General features: G+C 39.7%; 17 protein-coding genes and 1 pseudogene. 7 read left to right on the top strand and 11 right to left on the bottom strand.

Features of this window, described 5'->3' with window-relative positions:
- Positions 1–512: 512 nt before the first annotated feature.
- Complete coding sequence (locus AC0VX1_RS09995) at positions 513–854, bottom strand: alpha/beta fold hydrolase (RefSeq protein ID WP_475471020.1); 342 nt, start codon at positions 852–854, stop codon at positions 513–515.
- Positions 855–1105: 251 nt separating this feature from the next.
- Here AC0VX1_RS09995 and AC0VX1_RS09990 point away from each other — a divergent pair, with 251 nt between their 5' ends.
- Together AC0VX1_RS09990 and AC0VX1_RS09985 are read left to right on the top strand one after the other, a co-directional pair.
- Positions 1106–1939: an aminoglycoside phosphotransferase family protein gene (locus AC0VX1_RS09990; protein WP_475471018.1), complete on the top strand. Its 834-nt coding sequence runs from the start codon at positions 1106–1108 to the stop codon at positions 1937–1939.
- A gap of 27 nt (positions 1940–1966) precedes the next feature.
- On the top strand, positions 1967–2386 hold the full coding sequence (locus AC0VX1_RS09985; RefSeq protein ID WP_413022821.1) for a CotD family spore coat protein: 420 nt from the start codon (positions 1967–1969) through the stop codon (positions 2384–2386).
- A gap of 67 nt (positions 2387–2453) precedes the next feature.
- Here the strand turns inward: AC0VX1_RS09985 and AC0VX1_RS09980 are convergent, their stop codons facing one another.
- The gene (locus AC0VX1_RS09980; protein WP_475471016.1) at positions 2454–2915 is read right to left on the bottom strand and encodes a GNAT family N-acetyltransferase; all 462 of its coding nucleotides are present in this window, start codon (positions 2913–2915) and stop codon (positions 2454–2456) included.
- 1695 nt (positions 2916–4610) lie between these two features.
- Positions 4611–4871, bottom strand: a complete 261-nt coding sequence (locus AC0VX1_RS09975) for a hypothetical protein (protein ID WP_475471746.1) — start codon at positions 4869–4871, stop codon at positions 4611–4613.
- 189 nt (positions 4872–5060) lie between these two features.
- Here AC0VX1_RS09975 and AC0VX1_RS09970 point away from each other — a divergent pair, with 189 nt between their 5' ends.
- Together AC0VX1_RS09970 and AC0VX1_RS09965 are read left to right on the top strand one after the other, a co-directional pair.
- Positions 5061–5390: a DMT family transporter gene (locus tag AC0VX1_RS09970; protein WP_475471014.1), complete on the top strand. Its 330-nt coding sequence runs from the start codon at positions 5061–5063 to the stop codon at positions 5388–5390.
- Between the two features lie 25 nt (positions 5391–5415).
- Positions 5416–5763 carry a DMT family transporter gene (locus AC0VX1_RS09965; RefSeq protein ID WP_057276133.1) on the top strand — a complete coding sequence of 116 codons (348 nt, stop codon included), beginning with the start codon at positions 5416–5418 and terminating at the stop codon, positions 5761–5763.
- Positions 5764–5810: 47 nt separating this feature from the next.
- Here the strand turns inward: AC0VX1_RS09965 and treR are convergent, their stop codons facing one another.
- The 3 genes from treR to treP form a co-directional block, all read right to left on the bottom strand.
- Positions 5811–6524, bottom strand: coding sequence for a trehalose operon repressor (treR, locus tag AC0VX1_RS09960; protein WP_057276134.1), 714 nt, complete (start codon positions 6522–6524; stop codon positions 5811–5813).
- Between the two features lie 31 nt (positions 6525–6555).
- Positions 6556–8226, bottom strand: coding sequence for an alpha,alpha-phosphotrehalase (gene treC / locus AC0VX1_RS09955; protein ID WP_475471012.1), 1671 nt, complete (start codon positions 8224–8226; stop codon positions 6556–6558).
- 81 nt (positions 8227–8307) lie between these two features.
- Positions 8308–9759 carry a PTS system trehalose-specific EIIBC component gene (gene treP / locus AC0VX1_RS09950; protein WP_101221630.1) on the bottom strand — a complete coding sequence of 484 codons (1452 nt, stop codon included), beginning with the start codon at positions 9757–9759 and terminating at the stop codon, positions 8308–8310.
- 316 nt (positions 9760–10075) lie between these two features.
- On the opposite strand from treP, the gene AC0VX1_RS09945 reads away from it, so the two are divergent.
- Positions 10076–10660, top strand: coding sequence for a CGNR zinc finger domain-containing protein (locus AC0VX1_RS09945; RefSeq protein WP_475471010.1), 585 nt, complete (start codon positions 10076–10078; stop codon positions 10658–10660).
- Between the two features lie 289 nt (positions 10661–10949).
- The gene (locus AC0VX1_RS09940) at positions 10950–11504 is read left to right on the top strand and encodes an HPP family protein (RefSeq protein WP_057276138.1); all 555 of its coding nucleotides are present in this window, start codon (positions 10950–10952) and stop codon (positions 11502–11504) included.
- A 148-nt stretch (positions 11505–11652) separates the two neighbouring features.
- Here the strand turns inward: AC0VX1_RS09940 and AC0VX1_RS09935 are convergent, their stop codons facing one another.
- Positions 11653–12762, bottom strand: coding sequence for a DNA alkylation repair protein (locus tag AC0VX1_RS09935; protein WP_475471008.1), 1110 nt, complete (start codon positions 12760–12762; stop codon positions 11653–11655).
- A 91-nt stretch (positions 12763–12853) separates the two neighbouring features.
- On the opposite strand from AC0VX1_RS09935, the pseudogene AC0VX1_RS09930 reads away from it, so the two are divergent.
- Positions 12854–12942 (top strand): annotated as a pseudogene (locus AC0VX1_RS09930) (IS6 family transposase); the annotation flags it as partial.
- A 339-nt stretch (positions 12943–13281) separates the two neighbouring features.
- Here the strand turns inward: AC0VX1_RS09930 and AC0VX1_RS09925 are convergent.
- The 4 genes from AC0VX1_RS09925 to AC0VX1_RS09910 are packed head-to-tail and all read right to left on the bottom strand — an operon-like array spanning position 13282 to position 17585.
- Positions 13282–14076: an XdhC family protein gene (locus AC0VX1_RS09925; RefSeq protein ID WP_475471006.1), complete on the bottom strand. Its 795-nt coding sequence runs from the start codon at positions 14074–14076 to the stop codon at positions 13282–13284.
- Between the two features lie 25 nt (positions 14077–14101).
- The gene (locus tag AC0VX1_RS09920; protein WP_413010893.1) at positions 14102–14968 is read right to left on the bottom strand and encodes an FAD binding domain-containing protein; all 867 of its coding nucleotides are present in this window, start codon (positions 14966–14968) and stop codon (positions 14102–14104) included.
- Positions 14965–15429 (bottom strand): (2Fe-2S)-binding protein, encoded by a 465-nt coding sequence (locus tag AC0VX1_RS09915; protein WP_063576666.1) that lies wholly within the window; start codon positions 15427–15429, stop codon positions 14965–14967. The genes AC0VX1_RS09920 and AC0VX1_RS09915 overlap by 4 nt, the downstream gene beginning before the upstream one ends.
- Positions 15426–17585 (bottom strand): xanthine dehydrogenase family protein molybdopterin-binding subunit, encoded by a 2160-nt coding sequence (locus AC0VX1_RS09910; RefSeq protein ID WP_413022789.1) that lies wholly within the window; start codon positions 17583–17585, stop codon positions 15426–15428. Before AC0VX1_RS09910 ends, AC0VX1_RS09915 begins: the two co-directional genes overlap by 4 nt.
- Between the last annotated feature and the right edge of the window lie 83 nt (positions 17586–17668).

Here is a 17668-nt window from a genome sequence, read left to right as displayed (position 1 = left end):
GCATCAGGAATTTTTGGAGAATAAGCCATCTATAATCTAAGGAAAAAGGAGATTGAGGGATATTTAAAAAAGTCAACATTAACACAAATTTATCGGTTTTTGGTTTGTTTTATTTATCGCTTCTGCACACTCTTTAATTGAGTCAATGACTATAGTCGATTCTGATAATTGCGGAAAATGTCCACCCTTTTCAGCGACAATGTGTTTGCTGTTTCTTGTCAATGAAAATAATTCCAATTGATTCTCAAGTCGTTTTTTTTCGAGCTTCCTCTGGCATCATTCGATTTTCTTGTCCACCAGTAATGACAAAGTTCAGGTATTTCGGGAAATGTATCAGTTAGATGGATTTGATTATTTTTACCACAAAATTTACTTCACTGAATTGTTTATGTGAAGACAAGGACTCAAACACTTTGAACATTATATTAATGGTTTTTACTGCCTGGCCTTGATATTCATTAAGGCTGATACCTTTCGTGGTACTGGATTCTAAAAAAACAATTCCCGCTACTTCATTCGGGTAAAGGCGAGCATAAATTAGCATATAGGCCGCCTAGCGAATGTCCAACCAATAAGAATGGAGGTTCAAATCCCACGCTTGTTAATGCTTCACGTAAAGTGTTAACAATATTTAACCCGTCATGGCTTACCTTAGGTTTATCGCTGCCAGCAACACCAAAACGATTATAGGAAAATACTGATGATGACTCCGAAATTGCCGGTAGTATTTTCATCCAACCCTCTACCGTTCCAGAACCACCGTTAATCAAAACTATATTTGGTTTGCCGTTTCCACTTATATTATATTGTAGCGTCCCTTTCGTAGTTTCCACTTTATATTTTTCTAATTTCAATGTCAGCACACCTCACTTTGTTTGGATTAATTAACGTGTGTGACAAGCTATTGGTTTCATTTATAAAAATTGCTAAATGGAATCTTTGAATTTTTTACGAAAGCTATAGAAAATGATAATGTGAACTTTCATTCCTAAACATTGTACAGGATTTTAAAAGGAGAGATCGTATGATAAATGAATATGATAAGTTTTAACAATTAGTTAAAAAGTTGGATCAAGGAAACAAGCTAATTCGCGCATGGGAATTAATGGGCGGGATTTCTGCAAATGTGACAGGACTGGAAATATTACAATCGTCAGGGCGGATCGTAAAAATGATCGTTCGTCAGCATGGTGATAATGACTTGAAACGGAATCCAAATATTGCTTCATTTGAACACAAGCTCTTAGGGATATTGAAAGCTGTCGGTTTGCCTGTACCAATGCCATATTACTTTGAGCAATCCCGCGAGATATTTTCCAAGCCATGCATACTTATCGAGTTTATTGAGGGTAAGTCAGAATTCACCCCCTCAAATCTTAATGATCATATCTTGCAATTGGCAATCAATCTAGCAAAAATCCATCGTGTTAATTGTGCAGATCTATCTTTATCATTCATGCCTAAACTGGAAAATACATATGTCGAGATGTTAAATAATAAAGATAGGGTAATCCTGGATGAAACATTAAATTTGAGCTTGATTAGAGATTTGCTGAAATCCTCCATGCCGCTACCCTCCATGAATAAGGAAGTGATTCTTCATGGTGATTATTGGCCAGGAAATATATTATGGAAAGAGGATACACTAGTTTCCATAATTGATTGGGAAGACTCAGGTTTAGGGGACCCTTTGACTGACCTTGCCAATAGTCAACTCGAAATTTTATATCATTTTGGAATGCAAGCGATGAATGACTTCACCAATCGATATAAATCCATGATGCCAGAGGTGAATTTTACAAACCTACCCTTCTGGCAATTATTTGCCGCATTGCGGTTATCCACATTTCCCGAATGGGGCTTGGAAAAAAGCAAGGAAAATAACTGGCGGAAAAGACACGAGTCATTTGTTCGTGAAGCGATTAACCGAATTCGGTAAATTATTGTTTATTCATTTTTTTTGAAAATGATTGAAGGATCTGATATGCCCGTGATTTTTGATAAAGGCATTTATACCAGTCCCTTTATCATTTATTTTCATAAACTAATAATGACTTTCAAAAGAATCCCAGGAGGTGTTTACATGTATAATAAGCCCTGGGGGCATCCGAAAGGCGGTCAATGTCCACCACAATATTGCCCACCTCACAGAATGCCCACTCAATATAATCCATCTCAAACCTCCCCGACCAAGCAATATGTTAAAACCAATGTCATTAACACTGTTATTCCGGTTTTTCACCCGACACATACAACAACCGTGAATAAACACTTCAACACCTATATACCGCATACCCGAAGTATCGTAAAAGAGTGTTATTCACAAAGTTTTGTTTGTGGAGTACCTCAACCCCCCAGTTATTCGAGGAGAATGTTAAGATATTAATTAAAAAAACCCCGAATCGGGGTTTTTTATTAATTCCTTCAACCTCTTGAATCGAGTTACAAAGGATTTACAACTGTCTGAATGCAAACTCCCTATACTTTTTAAAATTTTGTTTCTTATAAAACTCTTTTGCTGCCATGTTTTCAAACCAATAATCCAGTTCAATTAAATCTATATCATTCTTTTTAGCAATATCATAGACCTCATTCATTAGCTTTTTACCGTAACCTTTATGGGTTTGACCTTCAATGATACTAAGCTGATGCACATATACTGATTTATACTCATTTTTAAAAGCACTTTCAGGATAGTTTATAATTTCAATCCATGCATAACCAATTGGCACTTCATAATCTTTTAAAACCAGAAATACAAAATTATCATTTTCAACCAAATTTTTAAAAGTTTCTTTCATTGCATTATAATTATATTCCTTAAAATACTTAGGATATAGTTTTGCATGCAGATTGTGAACATTTCGATTTAATTTTGCAATTACTTCATGATCCCTGGATTGACTTACATACATAATCATCCCCCCTGCCTATACTATATTACAATCAAGCAACGTCCACGTTCCAAAAGTACAATCCTAGCCACTATCTGAAGAGTTAGTTCAAGAAGCCAAAAAAATCAGGTCCATATTTCAAACGCTTCGCCATCACAAGCTGCTGGGTATGAATCTTAGAAAACTTACCTAAATGAAGGAACATTAATCTTATTAAAGCAGATGGAGCTTCTGATGAAACGCTTACGGCTTATCCGAAAGCCAAACTTGTCTGCCGCTGGCTTTCTTCAGGCAATCTATGAATTGTACTTACTATAAGGAATCCTATTTTCATAGGATAACGTCAGCCAAGTGAAAAAGGTATCGGAAACGGTTATGAGCGAATAAAATATAACGGAGAAAGTCTTCTTAATGTCCTTGCATAAGTAATAGTTGAATATGTGAGTTCAAGCACGATAAAACACGATCCTTCCTTCTTGAAAGCGGGATAAGGATCATGAGCTTTACAACTTAAATGCGCGACCCTTTCCTTCCTGCACGGTTTGATTTTGTACATTCGAAATACGTGTTATGAAGGGTTGCTAGTACACTCTAAAAGTGGTTACCTATTTCGCACTAAAGAACATTGTTTAAACGCCAATATGGATGATATTCCGTTGATCTTTTCACAGTTGGGCATACCTTAAAACGGAGCCATCTAATCATGCCGGTTTAACCAAGGACTTTTGTTTAGCTTTGGTTTAAGGGTCTTTAGTTGAATAAGTAGTAAAAAGGGGTCTTCATAAAGAAGATCCCTTCAGATTGTGGACAAACTCGATGAAAATCGAGTTTGTCTATTTTTATGGCTTTTACAATTTGGACGTTGATTGGAACGTAGGGCACTCGCTTTCCGCGGGCGGTCGGGGAGCCTCCTCGGCTTTCGCCTGCGGGGTCTCCCCTAGACGCGCTTTTCCCGCAGGAGTCTCGTACCTTCCGTTCCAATCAACTTTGTCTTACCTTTTAGATAGAACACTTTTTCCTAGATTCATTTTTGTTTTAAAATAGAAGTATTAATGAGTATGCTTTCTATACATGATTCTATTCAGCGAGATCAACTTGAAATGATTACTTTAGATCAACTGGGGACACTGAAAAAAACACATGAAGCGCAACTGCTTCCGGGAAAACTTCAGCTTGATCCCTACTTGCGTTTAGCAGTAGATTCTTCTCTATCTCAAGATCATCGTATATGAAATTTTTGGATGTTCAATTCCACTTCTTGCGCCAATAAGTGAAACCTCCCCGTTTATAGGAAAAACAATTGGCGGTCAAGGTTTCCTTCTTGGAGCGTCCCTAACTGGCATAGGAAAAATACATCCTTAACAAACCAATAGTGAGTATTTTGCTATTGGTGGATCACAAGAATATTATATATTCTATCGAGGTATATCTTAAAATAAACCATGTCTTTACAGAGGTTCTTCAGACTGTCGACAGGTTTTTCCATTCAATTTATGGACGGATGTGTCTGGCTAGATGAAAGGTTCTACCTTTACCTTCGAAATCAAGTTGCCGGCCTTACACCAAGAATGAAGACCTTTTTTCTATCGCTATGAATATAATGGGTCCAGATTTTACTGGATCTCTTTTTCTTGGTGAATGACCGTTACCATATCTTCCACCTGAAGTAATAGGCTGTTGCCGTCCCCCCGTTATTCGTTTCTTAGGCTTTGTTCCTCAGTATGTTCTCACTGGTGATATAAGATGACGATAGGAGGAATTATCGCTTGGCTCGATTAAGACAGGTCTCATTGGACCGCCAAAACTTAGCTTTACCCCGTTTTCTTTTATCGCTTTTAAGGCATGCAATAAAAAACTTACATCCAGTGATACACTTAACCCCGCCTCACCTCTGATTGACTTGATGCTTTGCGTTTCTTCTATTTTCCCTAATTCCGATGAATTAGAAGATATCCTTAACTTACTATTATCTAGGATTTCGGTCGGAGGAAGCGGCTTATTTTATCACTTTCAGTCTAATATTGAGCGTAACTGTGAATTTTTTTCCATGACAGAAAATATGTAGCTGAATATAGGTGGTATGGGTTTAATATGAGTCCTTTAGATGTTAAGATTCTTGGGGGAAGAGATAGAAAAATAGTAATCAATTTATAGGAGGAGTTCATCTTGAATCCTTATGCATTTTTGGCAATTGCCATCCTAAGTGAAGTGTTTGGCAGTTCGATGTTAAAAGTATCAAACGGGTTTAAAAGGTTATTCCCTTCCATTGGTGTGGTTATTGGGATGGGTTTGGCTTTTTATTGTCTATCGTTATCTCTAATAACCATCCCGCTTGGAACGGCTTATGCCATTTGGTCGGGAATAGGCACAGCTTTAACTGCTTTAGTGGGAGTTATCGTTTATAAAGAAAGCTTAAACCTGAAAAAATTTTTAGGTTTAGTCCTGATCATTGGCGGAGTGGTTGTATTGAAACTCTCTAGTGAAGGCACTTCTTAACAATTTAGTAATCGGAGGTAACAATATGAAAGGATACATAGCTTTAGGAATTTCAATCATAAGCGAAGTATTTGGTACGACCATGCTTAAGCTGTCTGAAGGCTTCACTCATTTATCCGCTACATTTGGGGTTATGATAGGATTTGGTATAGCATTCTATAGTTTATCTGTATGTCTTAAAACAATTCCGTTAAGCTTAGCTTACGCCATTTGGTCAGGAATAGGCACAGCTTTAACGGCATTGATAGGCGTGCTTTTATGGAATGAGCCATTTAGTATCACTACATTAGGCGGCTTAGTATTGATAATTGGCGGAGTGGTTTTACTAAATGCTTCCCATACCTCCAAACAAGCGGAAGGAGAATCAAACTAAGTTTGACCCTCCTCCTCTCCCCGCTCATTCAAAAATATCAGTAGACTTCACCAAGTTCTCCGTGCAAAGTCCGTGAATTTGAATTTATCGGGTCTATGCCTGGATTCGCTATACTGAAACAAGCTTCCATCGATTAAATGGACCGTACTTTTCACAACTGCCACCATATCGAAGTCTTCAATGTCCAATAATTGTTTATCTTCTTCACTGCATGGCTCCACGGTAATTTCCTTATTTGAAAAACCAATCTGGAGCCCGAGTTCCTTTTCGATATATCCATAAATCGAATCCTCACAAATTTCCTTTGACAGGTTGCTTACGAACTCACTTTTGAAATAGTCTTTGTCCAGGATGATTTTCTTCCCATTGATTTGCCGAATCCGGAAAACCTTCCATACTTTACCATCATCAGTTAAGTCTAGAAGCTTGGCCATATTTGAGTCGGGGGTCTCAAGCTCCAACTTATGAATGATCGTTTTGGAATGCAAATTCAACTTTTCCACCATTTCTTTATAGGAAATCAACCCTGCTACAGGAAAATTAAATTTGCTGAAATCCAAGACAAATGAACCCTTGCCTTTGATTTTATGGATATATCCATTTTGTTCAAGCAACTGGAGGGACTTTCTCACAGTATCCCTGGATATGTCATACTCTTCCATGAAGCTGCTTTCGGAAGGAAGCTTTGAATTTATCGGAAAGGTTCCCTCTTCAATTTTTGAAACGATATCACCATATAGCGATAGATATTTGCTGTTCATTTCATCACCACAATATATTTTTCTTAGTCTGCTACTCGTCCTTTTTCAACAAATAGACAACCGATTCATAGGGACGGAGGATAAAATCACCTGCAAGTTCTTTCGAATCGATATAGTTTGAGAGCAGGAGCTCTGAGTTGTACCCGGATAGGTCAATATCATTTGGTATTTCGAAGGACGCTTCTTTTGCATAAAAGTTATTGATGACCAAAAGTTTCTCGTTTTCATAACTACGTATATAAGCGAACAAAGCGTCATGGTCGCCAAGAATTTCCTGATAGTCCCCATATGCAATGATATCATGTTTCTTGCGTAAGAATATAAGTTTTTGGTAATGATGAAAAATGGAATCCTGATCCATCAGTGCGTGTTCAGCGTTGATGTTTTTAGCATGATCAGGCACTGCAATCCATGGAGTCCCTTTTGTAAAGCCTGCATGCTCCGTTTTTTCCCATTGCATGGGAGTTCGCGAGTTATCACGGGATTTAGCTTGAAGGATTTCAATTATTTCCTTTTCATCCTTGCCTGCCTCTTTTAAAATATTATAATAATTAATCGATTCCACATCCCGGTATTGTCCAATATCATTGAACTTCGGGTTGGTCATCCCTATTTCCTCCCCTTGATAAATATAAGGGGTTCCCCTAAGCATATGAATGGCTGTTGCCAGCATCTTGGCAGATTCGATATGATACTCTTGATCATTCCCGAACCTGGATACAATCCTCGGCTGGTCATGGTTGCACCAGAACAGGGCATTCCACCCATTTCCTTCTTGCATCCCATATTGCCAGCTGCTTAAGATTTCCTTTAACTGCCTGAAGTCAAAATCTGCAAGTGACCACTTTTCCGCGTTCTTATAATCCACCTTTAGATGATGGAAACTGAATACCATGGACAGCTCCTTTTCAACTGGAGATGAATATTTGATGCAATGGTCAATGGTCGTCGATGACATTTCCCCTACTGTCAGCACCTCTTCATCCTTCCCGAAAGTTTCTTCATTCATTTCTTTTAGGAATTGATGAATCTTGGGACCGTCTGTATAAAAGCATCGTCCATCTCCATCTTTGTCATTTTCATAGATGTCAGGTTTCGAAATAAGATTGATGACATCCAAACGGAATCCTTTGACACCTTTATCCAGCCAGAAGTTTACTACATTGAAGATTTCCTGCCTCACTCTGGGATTTTCCCAATTAAGGTCAGCTTGTGTTCGATCGAACAAATGGAGGTAGTATTCATCATGTTCCGCTACATATTCCCATGCAGGACCCCCGAATTTCGAAATCCAATTCGTAGGGGGCTCTCCATCTTTCGATTTCTTGAAAATATAATAGTCCTTATATTCTTTATCTCCAGCCAATGCTTTTTGGAACCATTCATGCTCTGTTGATGTATGGTTGAATACCATATCCAACATGATTTGGATATCCCGCGAATTCGCCTCTTTCACCAATCTTTCGAAATCATCCATCGTCCCGAAAACAGGATCAATGGATGTATAATCGGCTACATCATATCCATTATCATTTTGCGGTGAACGATAAAAAGGGGTGAGCCAAATATAATCCACTCCCAGTTTATTCAGATAATCAAGTTTTTCAATAACACCATTTATGTCCCCGATGCCGTCACCGTTCGAATCCTTAAATGATTTCGGATAAATTTGATAGATGGTACTTTTTTTAAAATCCTTCATTGTGATTCCTCCTCTTCGATCCCCGATGTATCTTTCGTAAGTATCGTAAAAAAGAGGGAGAATGCTTCTCCCTCCGTGTTATTAAGCATTTAATTTCGTTGTTTTCGTTCTAGTTTTCAAGTTCATATTAGGACGTTTGGAGAATGCTATAGTCAAAATGAATGGCACAACGAATGCGACCAGCATCGCAAGTGCAAACATTCCCATATGCTGCGGCTGGATGGATAGGATACCTGGAATCCCTCCAACACCGATGGAATTTGCCATTACTCCAGATCCGACTGAAACGATGCCTGCGAAAAGTGAACCGATCATACCGGCTAAGAACGGAAAGCCGTATTTCAAGTTAATGCCGAACATGGCTGGCTCGGTTACACCGAGATAACATGAAATCGTGGCGGGGATGGAAACCTGTCTTTCCTCCTGGTCTTTTCTGTTGATGTAAATCATTGCTAGCACTGCCGTACCTTGTGCAATATTGGATAACGCGATCATTGGCCATAGGTTCGTACCGCCAAGTTCACTCATAAGCTGAAGATCGATTGCGTTTGTCATGTGATGCAGGCCTGTGATGACAAGCGGTGCATAGGCAAAGCCGAAAACGGCAGCAAATAGCCAGCCAACTGATGAAGTCAATCCGGAATATACAACCGTAGAAATTACTGAACCGATTTTCCAGCCTATTGGCCCCAGAATGGTATGGGCAATGATTACAGTTGGAAGTAAAGCGAAAAATGGAACGACGATCATGGAAATGGAATTGTGCACTTTATCTCTCAAGAACCGTTCTAAATACGCCAAGACGAACCCTGCAAGTATCGCTGGGATGACTTGAGCCTGGTAGCCGATCATATCGACTTGGGCAAAGCCGAAATCCCAAAAAGGTATGTCACTTGCCTTTGTGTTTGCCACTGCATATGCATTAAGAAGCTGTGGGGAAACAAGGGTCAAACCAAGGACGATGCCGAGAATCTGAGTCGTGCCCATTTTCTTCGAAATCGACCATGTGATCCCAACAGGAAGAAAATGAAAAATAGCTTCACCTATCAGCCAAAGGAAGGCGTGCACCCCTGCCCAAAATTGTGAAATATCCACAAGGGTCTTTGTACTGTCATCGAACATTTTAATATCCCCGATGATATTGCGGAATCCAAGAATGAGTCCGCCAACGACTATGGCAGGAATCAGCGGGGTGAAAATATCCGCAAGATGTGCAATCATACGCTGCAGCCAGCTCATATTCTGTTTTGCTGCATTTTTCACATCTTCTTTTGACGCTTCCTGAAGTCCAGCTATGGAAACGAATTCATTATAAAACGATGATACTTCGTTCCCGATTATGACCTGAAACTGGCCAGCTTGTGTAAAAGTTCCTTTCACAAGCTTAATCGATTCGATATTCGTTACATCCGCCTTGGCGGGATCTTTCAACGCAAAACGCATTCTTGTTGCACAATGCGTAACCGTCGCAATATTTTCTTTCCCTCCGACATGTTGGAGCAAATCCGTTGCTGGTTCTGTGTATTTACCCATTTCACTACTTCCTTTCCCTAGAAAGCAAAATATAGTTGTTTTTATAACCTGTACGTATAGGTTCTGTATACGCTTTCATATTATCCTGTACGTACAGGATATGTCAAGAACTTTTTCCCCCACTTTAAAAGAATTGATTATCATGGACTTTCATTTACGATTCTGTTCTTGCACATTTGGATTTTGATAGCATTCATATTATCCCGTGATTTTAGACGAGTAGCTGAAAAATTCAGAAATAATGTATAATGAAGATATAACCTCTCAATTTATATTTTAATGGTTAGAATTTAGCAGGGAAATGGGAGATGAACTTATGTCTGAAACTAATAAATTTCCACTTATATCAGGGAATCTTTCTCTGGATTTAGTGAATACGGAACTGGTCAGTCGTGGCCAACGGCAAGACTTATTACTATCAGAACGGGATATACTGGACTGGCTTACTGTAATAAAAGGGAATAACTCATATTTGGATAATCAGTTATCCCCAATAATTAAAGAGAGAATTCAACGAGTATTTGCAAGCATTCTAGAAATGCGTACTATTTTAAGAAAACAATTTGAATTAATAGCAGATGGGAATTCCATTCCTGATGGGTTTATCGCCTATTTGGAAAAAAAAATCGAAAAAACGCCTTTCACATATAAATTAAGTGATCAAAAACTGGTTCCCATACCTGTTGGAGAAGCGGAAGATATCCTGCAAGCTTATATTGCCTTCGACTCATTAACTTTAATTGAAAAAAATAAGCTGTCATCATTAAAGCGATGCTCGAATGATGATTGCGTCCTGTTATTTATCGATGAAAGCGGAAGACGCAAATGGTGTTCAATGAAAATATGCGGGAATAGGAAAAAGGTAGCCAGATTTCAACACCGGAAATCTGATGATGAATGAAGATACACACCTTATTAAGTTTGTCAGAATGTAAACAAATTTTGAAGTAAGCTTGTTGCCTGCAGTTTATTCATTATAAAACGATTCCAGTTAATTTCTTCACATCCATTTAGGATTTCATAAAACAGTAAAATGATTCGGGTTGAAACTATTCTGAACCTCCTCTTGTCAACACACTGAGTTGGCTTTTTTTTCTATTTTTGGATTTTTAAACTAACCACTAAAAATTATTTTGACGGGTTAGTTTATTTCATGTAAAGTCTAATTATATAAAAAAGGAGGGTTCACTTTGGACCGTATTTCAGCAGCGAGGCATAATGAAAAACGCTTATTTCATATTCATTATTTATCGAAGATGAAGGGAAAAGGAAGAAGCCCTTTACAAATAAATGTAAAGGACGCAATAACGGGATTGATTGGGGGATTTTTAACTATATTCGCCTTAATTCTTTTAACAAAAATAACATCAGCAGTGTGGTTAATGGCTCCATTTGGTGCCAGCTGTGTGCTGGCGTTCGGTCTGTGGAATGCACCATTATCACAACCGCGGAATATTATAGGCGGTCATTTTATTTCAACATTCGTAGGTTTAGCTTCCTATCATTTTTTTGGCGATGAACCTTGGGCAATCGGCTTGGCTGTCGGATTAGCAATTGCGGTGATGATGCTGACAAAAACGACGCACCCGCCAGCTGGAGCAGACCCGCTTGTAATCATGCTTGGCCAGTATGGCTGGAGTTATTTATTTACTCCTGTTTTAACTGGTGCCGTGATAATCGTTTTACTGGCATTGTTAATTAATAATTTGCGCAGCAATCGGAGCTATCCAACCTTTTGGATTTGATTGCTTTTTAATGTGGATAAAGCATAATTTTTCAATGTTTCACTACCATGAAATAATAAACGAGGAACGCACAGACTCCTCGTTTTTGTCAACCTTAATTGCTGTATTCCTGTTAATTAAGTTCTCCCCCGCTTTTCAATAACCTTTATCATCCATCATTTAGTTTGACTTGCGTTTCAGCAACTTCCACACCGTTCACAAGGAGTGATATTCGATGGATCCCCATGTAATGTCGACGTGTCGTCAGGTCTTTCCAATTGTGAATCCTCACTCTTTCAACTTCTTCACCATCTGAGAAATCCCTATCTGCCAATAGGAAAATTTTACGGGAAGTTTTCTGATTTGCTTTCACAAATTCGATGGCATACTCGATGCGAAGTTTCACAGTGTTCTTTCCTTGAACTTGAAAACCGAAATGAAGTTCACTCGTTTCCCCAATAAAAATCGAGTCTGGTTCATTTCTAATAAATGCGTTTGTAATGATATTCGGATTATTCAATATATCCGTGTATCCAAATAAAGAAAGGACTTCTGGATCTGCTTGACGAACTAAGGTCCTGCATCCCCGTCGAATAATCCAAATCGTGTTGGGTTCTCCGCTTTCATACCAGCGCTTGGCTGTTTCTATTACGGTTTTCGGATGATCTTTGGCAATATCATTCAAGTTATTGGCCACACTTTTGCGAACATATAGGGACGGATCGTTTTTCAGGTTCTCAAGTAATTCCAAGACGGGTGCCGGATCGGATTTGAACATCGGTAAAGATTGGCCCCAAGGTAACCTGGGCCTGCATCCCTCACTAGCCAGCCTGCGGACATGCTCATCATCATGATTGGTCCATCCCTTCATCTTCTCGATCATTAAAATGGGATCAAGCAAGATAAAAGCACGGATGGCAAACTCGGAGGATGACCTTGCTGTAAAACGCTCCAACGCATCTAGCGATAACGGCCAATCTTTCTTATTCAATCCATGTACCTCTACAAAATCAGGGAAAAATAAATATCTAAAACCCTCACAATCCTTATCAAGCCGATACAAAATATCCAAAGCCTCTTGATAATCACTTGGAAGATACTTTCCAAGAGTAATGGAAATGTGCCTTATTCGTTCTTTTAACTTCCTCTCGTCCCAATGCTCATCAATTACTTCCCCTATAAACGATTCTGTAGAGAAGGACGGATGGACACCCTTTACTTTTTCACCGAATTCACGAATGAACATTTCATTATATAAATCCTTTAAAGGCTCAACCATTTCATTCACTTCTTTTCTTCAGGTTAAATTTGCTTTTGGATACTTGCACTGCCTATCAGCTATCATTTAAAACTATATTATGCACGATACAATCATGAAAAAAGGACAGCTTACTTTACAGAACAAGTCTGTCCAAAATCAAGTGAAGTTCATTCATCACTATTAGGAATGGCTGCATAATAGCTGATTCTATAGGAATCTATAAACCTCTTTCCAATGGATGTAATCTTTGCACCAGAACCCGTTTCCCATAAGTCCATCTAATATCCCCATACAAAATCCCTCCAGGAGTTTTCCTTTGTGTATAGTATGATAGTAGTAGCATATAAAGTAAAATATTTCTACCATATTAATGAATGAATCAAAACGACAAAAGGCCCACTCTGAAGAGCAAGGGCCTGCTTCTAGCTTTTATCAAAGAAAAAGGGTCAGTCCCACTGAGTTAATACTTTAACACAGTGGGGACTGACCCCATTGTCCATTAGACATTTTGATTTTTGCTTTATCTGACCTTTCTACTTATCTATTTAATTGTTTCACTTTTACAGGCTTTTTTTCCTTGCTTAATTTGATGATTTGACCGATAATACTGATGGCAATTTCTTCTGATGTTTCCGAGTCAATTTCCAATCCGATTGGAGAATGGACCTGCTCCAACTGTTCTTGCGTGACCCCTTCGCTTTTTAACTTTTCAAATATGCTTATGACCTTGCGTTTACTGGCTACCATCCCAACATATGCAATCGGAAATTGCAGTGCCGTTTTTAATACAATATCATCACAATCTTTTGTAACAATTACCACATATGATTTTTCATTTAGGTTGGCTGCGAGCAAAGCCTTTCCAATATCCTCGTTCACAAAAAGGTTTGCCGCATTCGGAAAGCGTTCCTTTGTACAATAACCAACGCGATCATCGACAATGCAATAAGGATATTCAAGGAAATCAGCAAGCTTTGCCAACGCATGGCCTAAATGACCGGCCCCAGCCAGAATGAGCTCAGGCCTGCTTATATAGACTTCAATAAAGACCCGTAACGTGCCGCCACAATTCATCTGAATTCCGTCTTTTGCATGTTTATTCAATTTATATTCAACGATTTTCGATTGTCCATTTTGGATAGCCTTTACACTATCTTCGATCACATAGTGTTCAGCCAAGCCCCCTCCGACAGTCCCTTCAATAGTACCATCCCGGTAGACAATCATTTTTCCAACATGCCTGGGAGTCGAGCCCTTTGATTCAATAATCATGGCTAAAGCAAAGGTTTCGTTTTGACGCGTCAGCATGGCCACTTTTTCCATCAGCTGCATGAAAAGCTCCCCCTATCTTTAAACATTAATTCGGTTGATATTGCTTCATGCTAAGAAAATAACGTAAAAGATGTAACGCGACGGTTTTTCTGTATGCCGCAGTGGAGCGTTGATCGTCGATTGGTCTAATGATCTTATCGAAGGCTGCCACAATTTCAGCGATGTCTGCATCGGCTAATGGTATCGTTTTTCCAACCAGCTTCCTCTCAATATCAATGGAACGAACCATCGTAGGTCCGACCGCCCCGAAGGCAAATCGAATGTCATCGATTCGATCTTTGCTTATCCGGACGAAACCCGCAAACGATACTTTGGCAATGGCATCTGCGTTGCGGTTGCCGACTTTCTCGAAAACGACATGTGAATCTCCTAATACAAACGGCAGAATAATCTCCGTTACCATTTCATTGTGAAAGCGTTGAACCTGTCGTGGACCTTGAATGAAATCGCTAATCGCGACCATGCGATCACCATTTACGGAGCGCAACAGAAGCTTTGCATTGTATACATATAATAAAGGAAGCATGTCACCGGCTGGAGAGGCGTTGCAAATATTACCGCCTAAGGTTCCCCGGTTTCTAATTGCCGGGGCAGCAATTGTTTTAATTGCATTCTTTAAAGCAAAAGGAATCAACGGATTTTCAAGTAATTCACTATAAGTACAGCAGGCCCCGATGTGGAGATCCTTGTGATGTTGATACACCTGCTTTAATTCGGAAAGATGATTAATGAAAACAATCGGTTTAGGGATTTTTGGAGGTACTCCCCTTCTACTTTTGTGAAGGACCATAACATCGGTGCCTCCGGCTATGATTGCACAATCTTCTCTATTCAATTGGCTCAAAGTTTCGTCTAATCGGTCGAAACGATACGCTGTTATTTTCTCTATCATAAGCCATCACCTTTTTTAGCTGCTAGGTTAATCGCATCAACAATCATATTGTAGCCCGTACAGCGGCACAGATTTCCGGAGATGCCCTCACGAATTTCAGCCTCTGAAGGATGAGGATTTTCAGATAACAAAGCTGCACTTGCCATAATCATTCCCGGTATGCAATAGCCGCATTGCACTCCCCCGGCTATGGAATAGCTTTCATCTAAAATTTTAAATTGTTCCGTTTCAATGATGCCTTCGATCGTTTGAATATCGGCACCAGCAATCGAGCCAATTGGAATAAGGCAGCTGTTTTGCAGGAGGTTATTCACAAAAACACTGCAGGCTCCGCACTCCCCTTCACCACAGCCTTCCTTTGTTCCGATTAACTCAAACTCATCTCTTAATAAATCTAGTAATCTTGCTGTAGCAGGGGCGTCAGTTTCTACCGTTCTTCCATTTAGTGTGAATGTAATCAACCCTCTTCACCTTCTCTCATCCAAAGACTTTCAATAATGACTTCCGGTGTAATCGGAATTTGCTGAAAAGAAGTGTGCAGGGCATCCTCAATCGCAGCTTGGACTGCTGGAGCGCCTCCGATTAAAGTCAATTCACCTGCGCCCTTCGCCCCGTATGGACCATCAGCATAGGGGTTATCAAAGACCTTGCTTTCAATTGAAACAATATCCAAGGAAGTCGGCGGTCCATAATCCGATATGCTTTTTTGTTGGATTCTACCTTGTTTTGACGTCATCTTTTCCAGATAACCGTATGCTAGCCCTTGAGCCAAACCACCGTCAATTTGGCCTTTCATAATCCGTTCATCGATGACCTTCCCAACTTCATAATTGCCGTATACTTTTTCTAACTTTAAATTACCTGTTAACGTATCAACTTCTACTTCAACGATATTAACGCCCCATGAATAAGCCGGGTACGCATCTCCAGTGAAGGTTTTCTCATCCCAAGGAATCATTTCACGGTGAACATAGTGCTCAACCACTTCCTGTTCCACCCCTGTTTGCCACTGATCCTTAAGTTTTTGTGCGGCCCGTTCAAGCAATTTTCCGACAATCATCGTCGTCCTGGAAGCTACGGTCGGACCCGAGTCGGGAACCTCTTTTGTGTCGGGATAAGGGTACAAAATATCTTCGAACGGGAGGTTAAGTTCTTTGGCGACAATTTTACACAACGTCGTCAAAATACCTTGTCCCATATCAGAGTTTGAGATTTTTAGTGATACCTGGTCGTCCTTTGATTTAACCAGTTTCACCTTTGCTTTAATATGATCTCTTTCACCACTGCCAGTAAATCCACAGCCGTGGAGGAACAGCGAAGTTCCTATCCCTTTTTTATAGCGCTGATTTTGTTGATTTAAGCGCTGAAAGTCTTCTTTTTTCTTATTGTATTCTGACACGGTGAGTACGTCCTCAATCATATCTTCCACTAATATCGGGTCGCGGAATTTACCTTTGGTGATGGTGGGATCTCCTTGTTTGACGAGGTATTTTCGTTTATAATCAAGCGGATCGATTTTTGCCAGTTTACTAAGATGTCCAATATGACTTTCGATTCCGGCAAAGCTTTGAGGAGCACCAAATCCTCTGAAGGCGCCGTTCGGAACGGTATTGGTTTTTAAGACATAGCCTTTTGCATGAAAATGCGGAATTTTATAAACACCAGCACTGTTTAATAATGCTCGCTGCAGCACGACAGAGCTCAATCCAACATTTGCCCCTCCATCGAGAAAGAGGTCAACACACATGCTTAAAATATTTCCTTCCTTATCAAGGGCTGTCCGATATTTGAGTTTGGCCGGATGCCTTTTCGTCGTTACCAGCATATCCTCAGAACGGTCGAACACGAGCATTACCGATTTTTTTACCGCTCTTGCGGCAACGGCTACGTGACAAGCCATCATAGAAGGATAATCTTCTTTTCCGCCAAAACCTCCGCCGGTAGGACTTTGAACAACCCTGACTTCATCGTCACCACAGGCTAATGCGCTTAGCAATGCATTTTTTATATAATAAAGACATTGCATCGATCCCTGGACGACAATTTCATCATCCTTATAAACGGCGAGCATTCCTTGCGGCTCAAGATAGACATGCTCCTGATAACCCGTATCATATTCTTCTTCGATGATTTGATGGGCTCCCTGCTCGATAGCTGAAATGTTTTCTAAGCTTTCCCCAAATTCATAGCTTGCCAAAACTAAGGATACTGATTTTTGCTTGATCGCTTCGTCCAATGTATAGATAGCCTGATGTTCTTCAAATTCAACCTTCACTTCATTTAACAAACTGTACAGGATATCCAGGTCTTTGCCCGTGAGCATGAGAATTGGCTCACCAATATAATTGACCCACTCATTGGCAAAAATGGGCTGATCTTCTTTGATAATTTTGACATAATTCGGTCCGGGGATATGCTCTGCTCCAACAGCTTCATACCCTTCCGGAAGATTAGGTAATTGAATGGATATGATTTTTCCATAAGCAATTGGCGATCGATACAAAACACCATAAACCATATTTTCCACTTTTACGTCACTAATATAGGGCAACTGGCCCGATACTTTACCTTTATGGTCCTTTTTGGGCACTGAGGTGCTTATGTCTTTGAGATTCATTGCAACAACACCCTTCGACTCATTTTTTAATGGGACATATTCTGAATAGAAACCTCTTCCAATGATTTTATCAATGAGCATGA

It is taken from the genome of Peribacillus sp. QJM3NY_7, from assembly GCF_056173225.1.
This window is presented reverse-complemented; position numbering and strand designations above follow the sequence as displayed.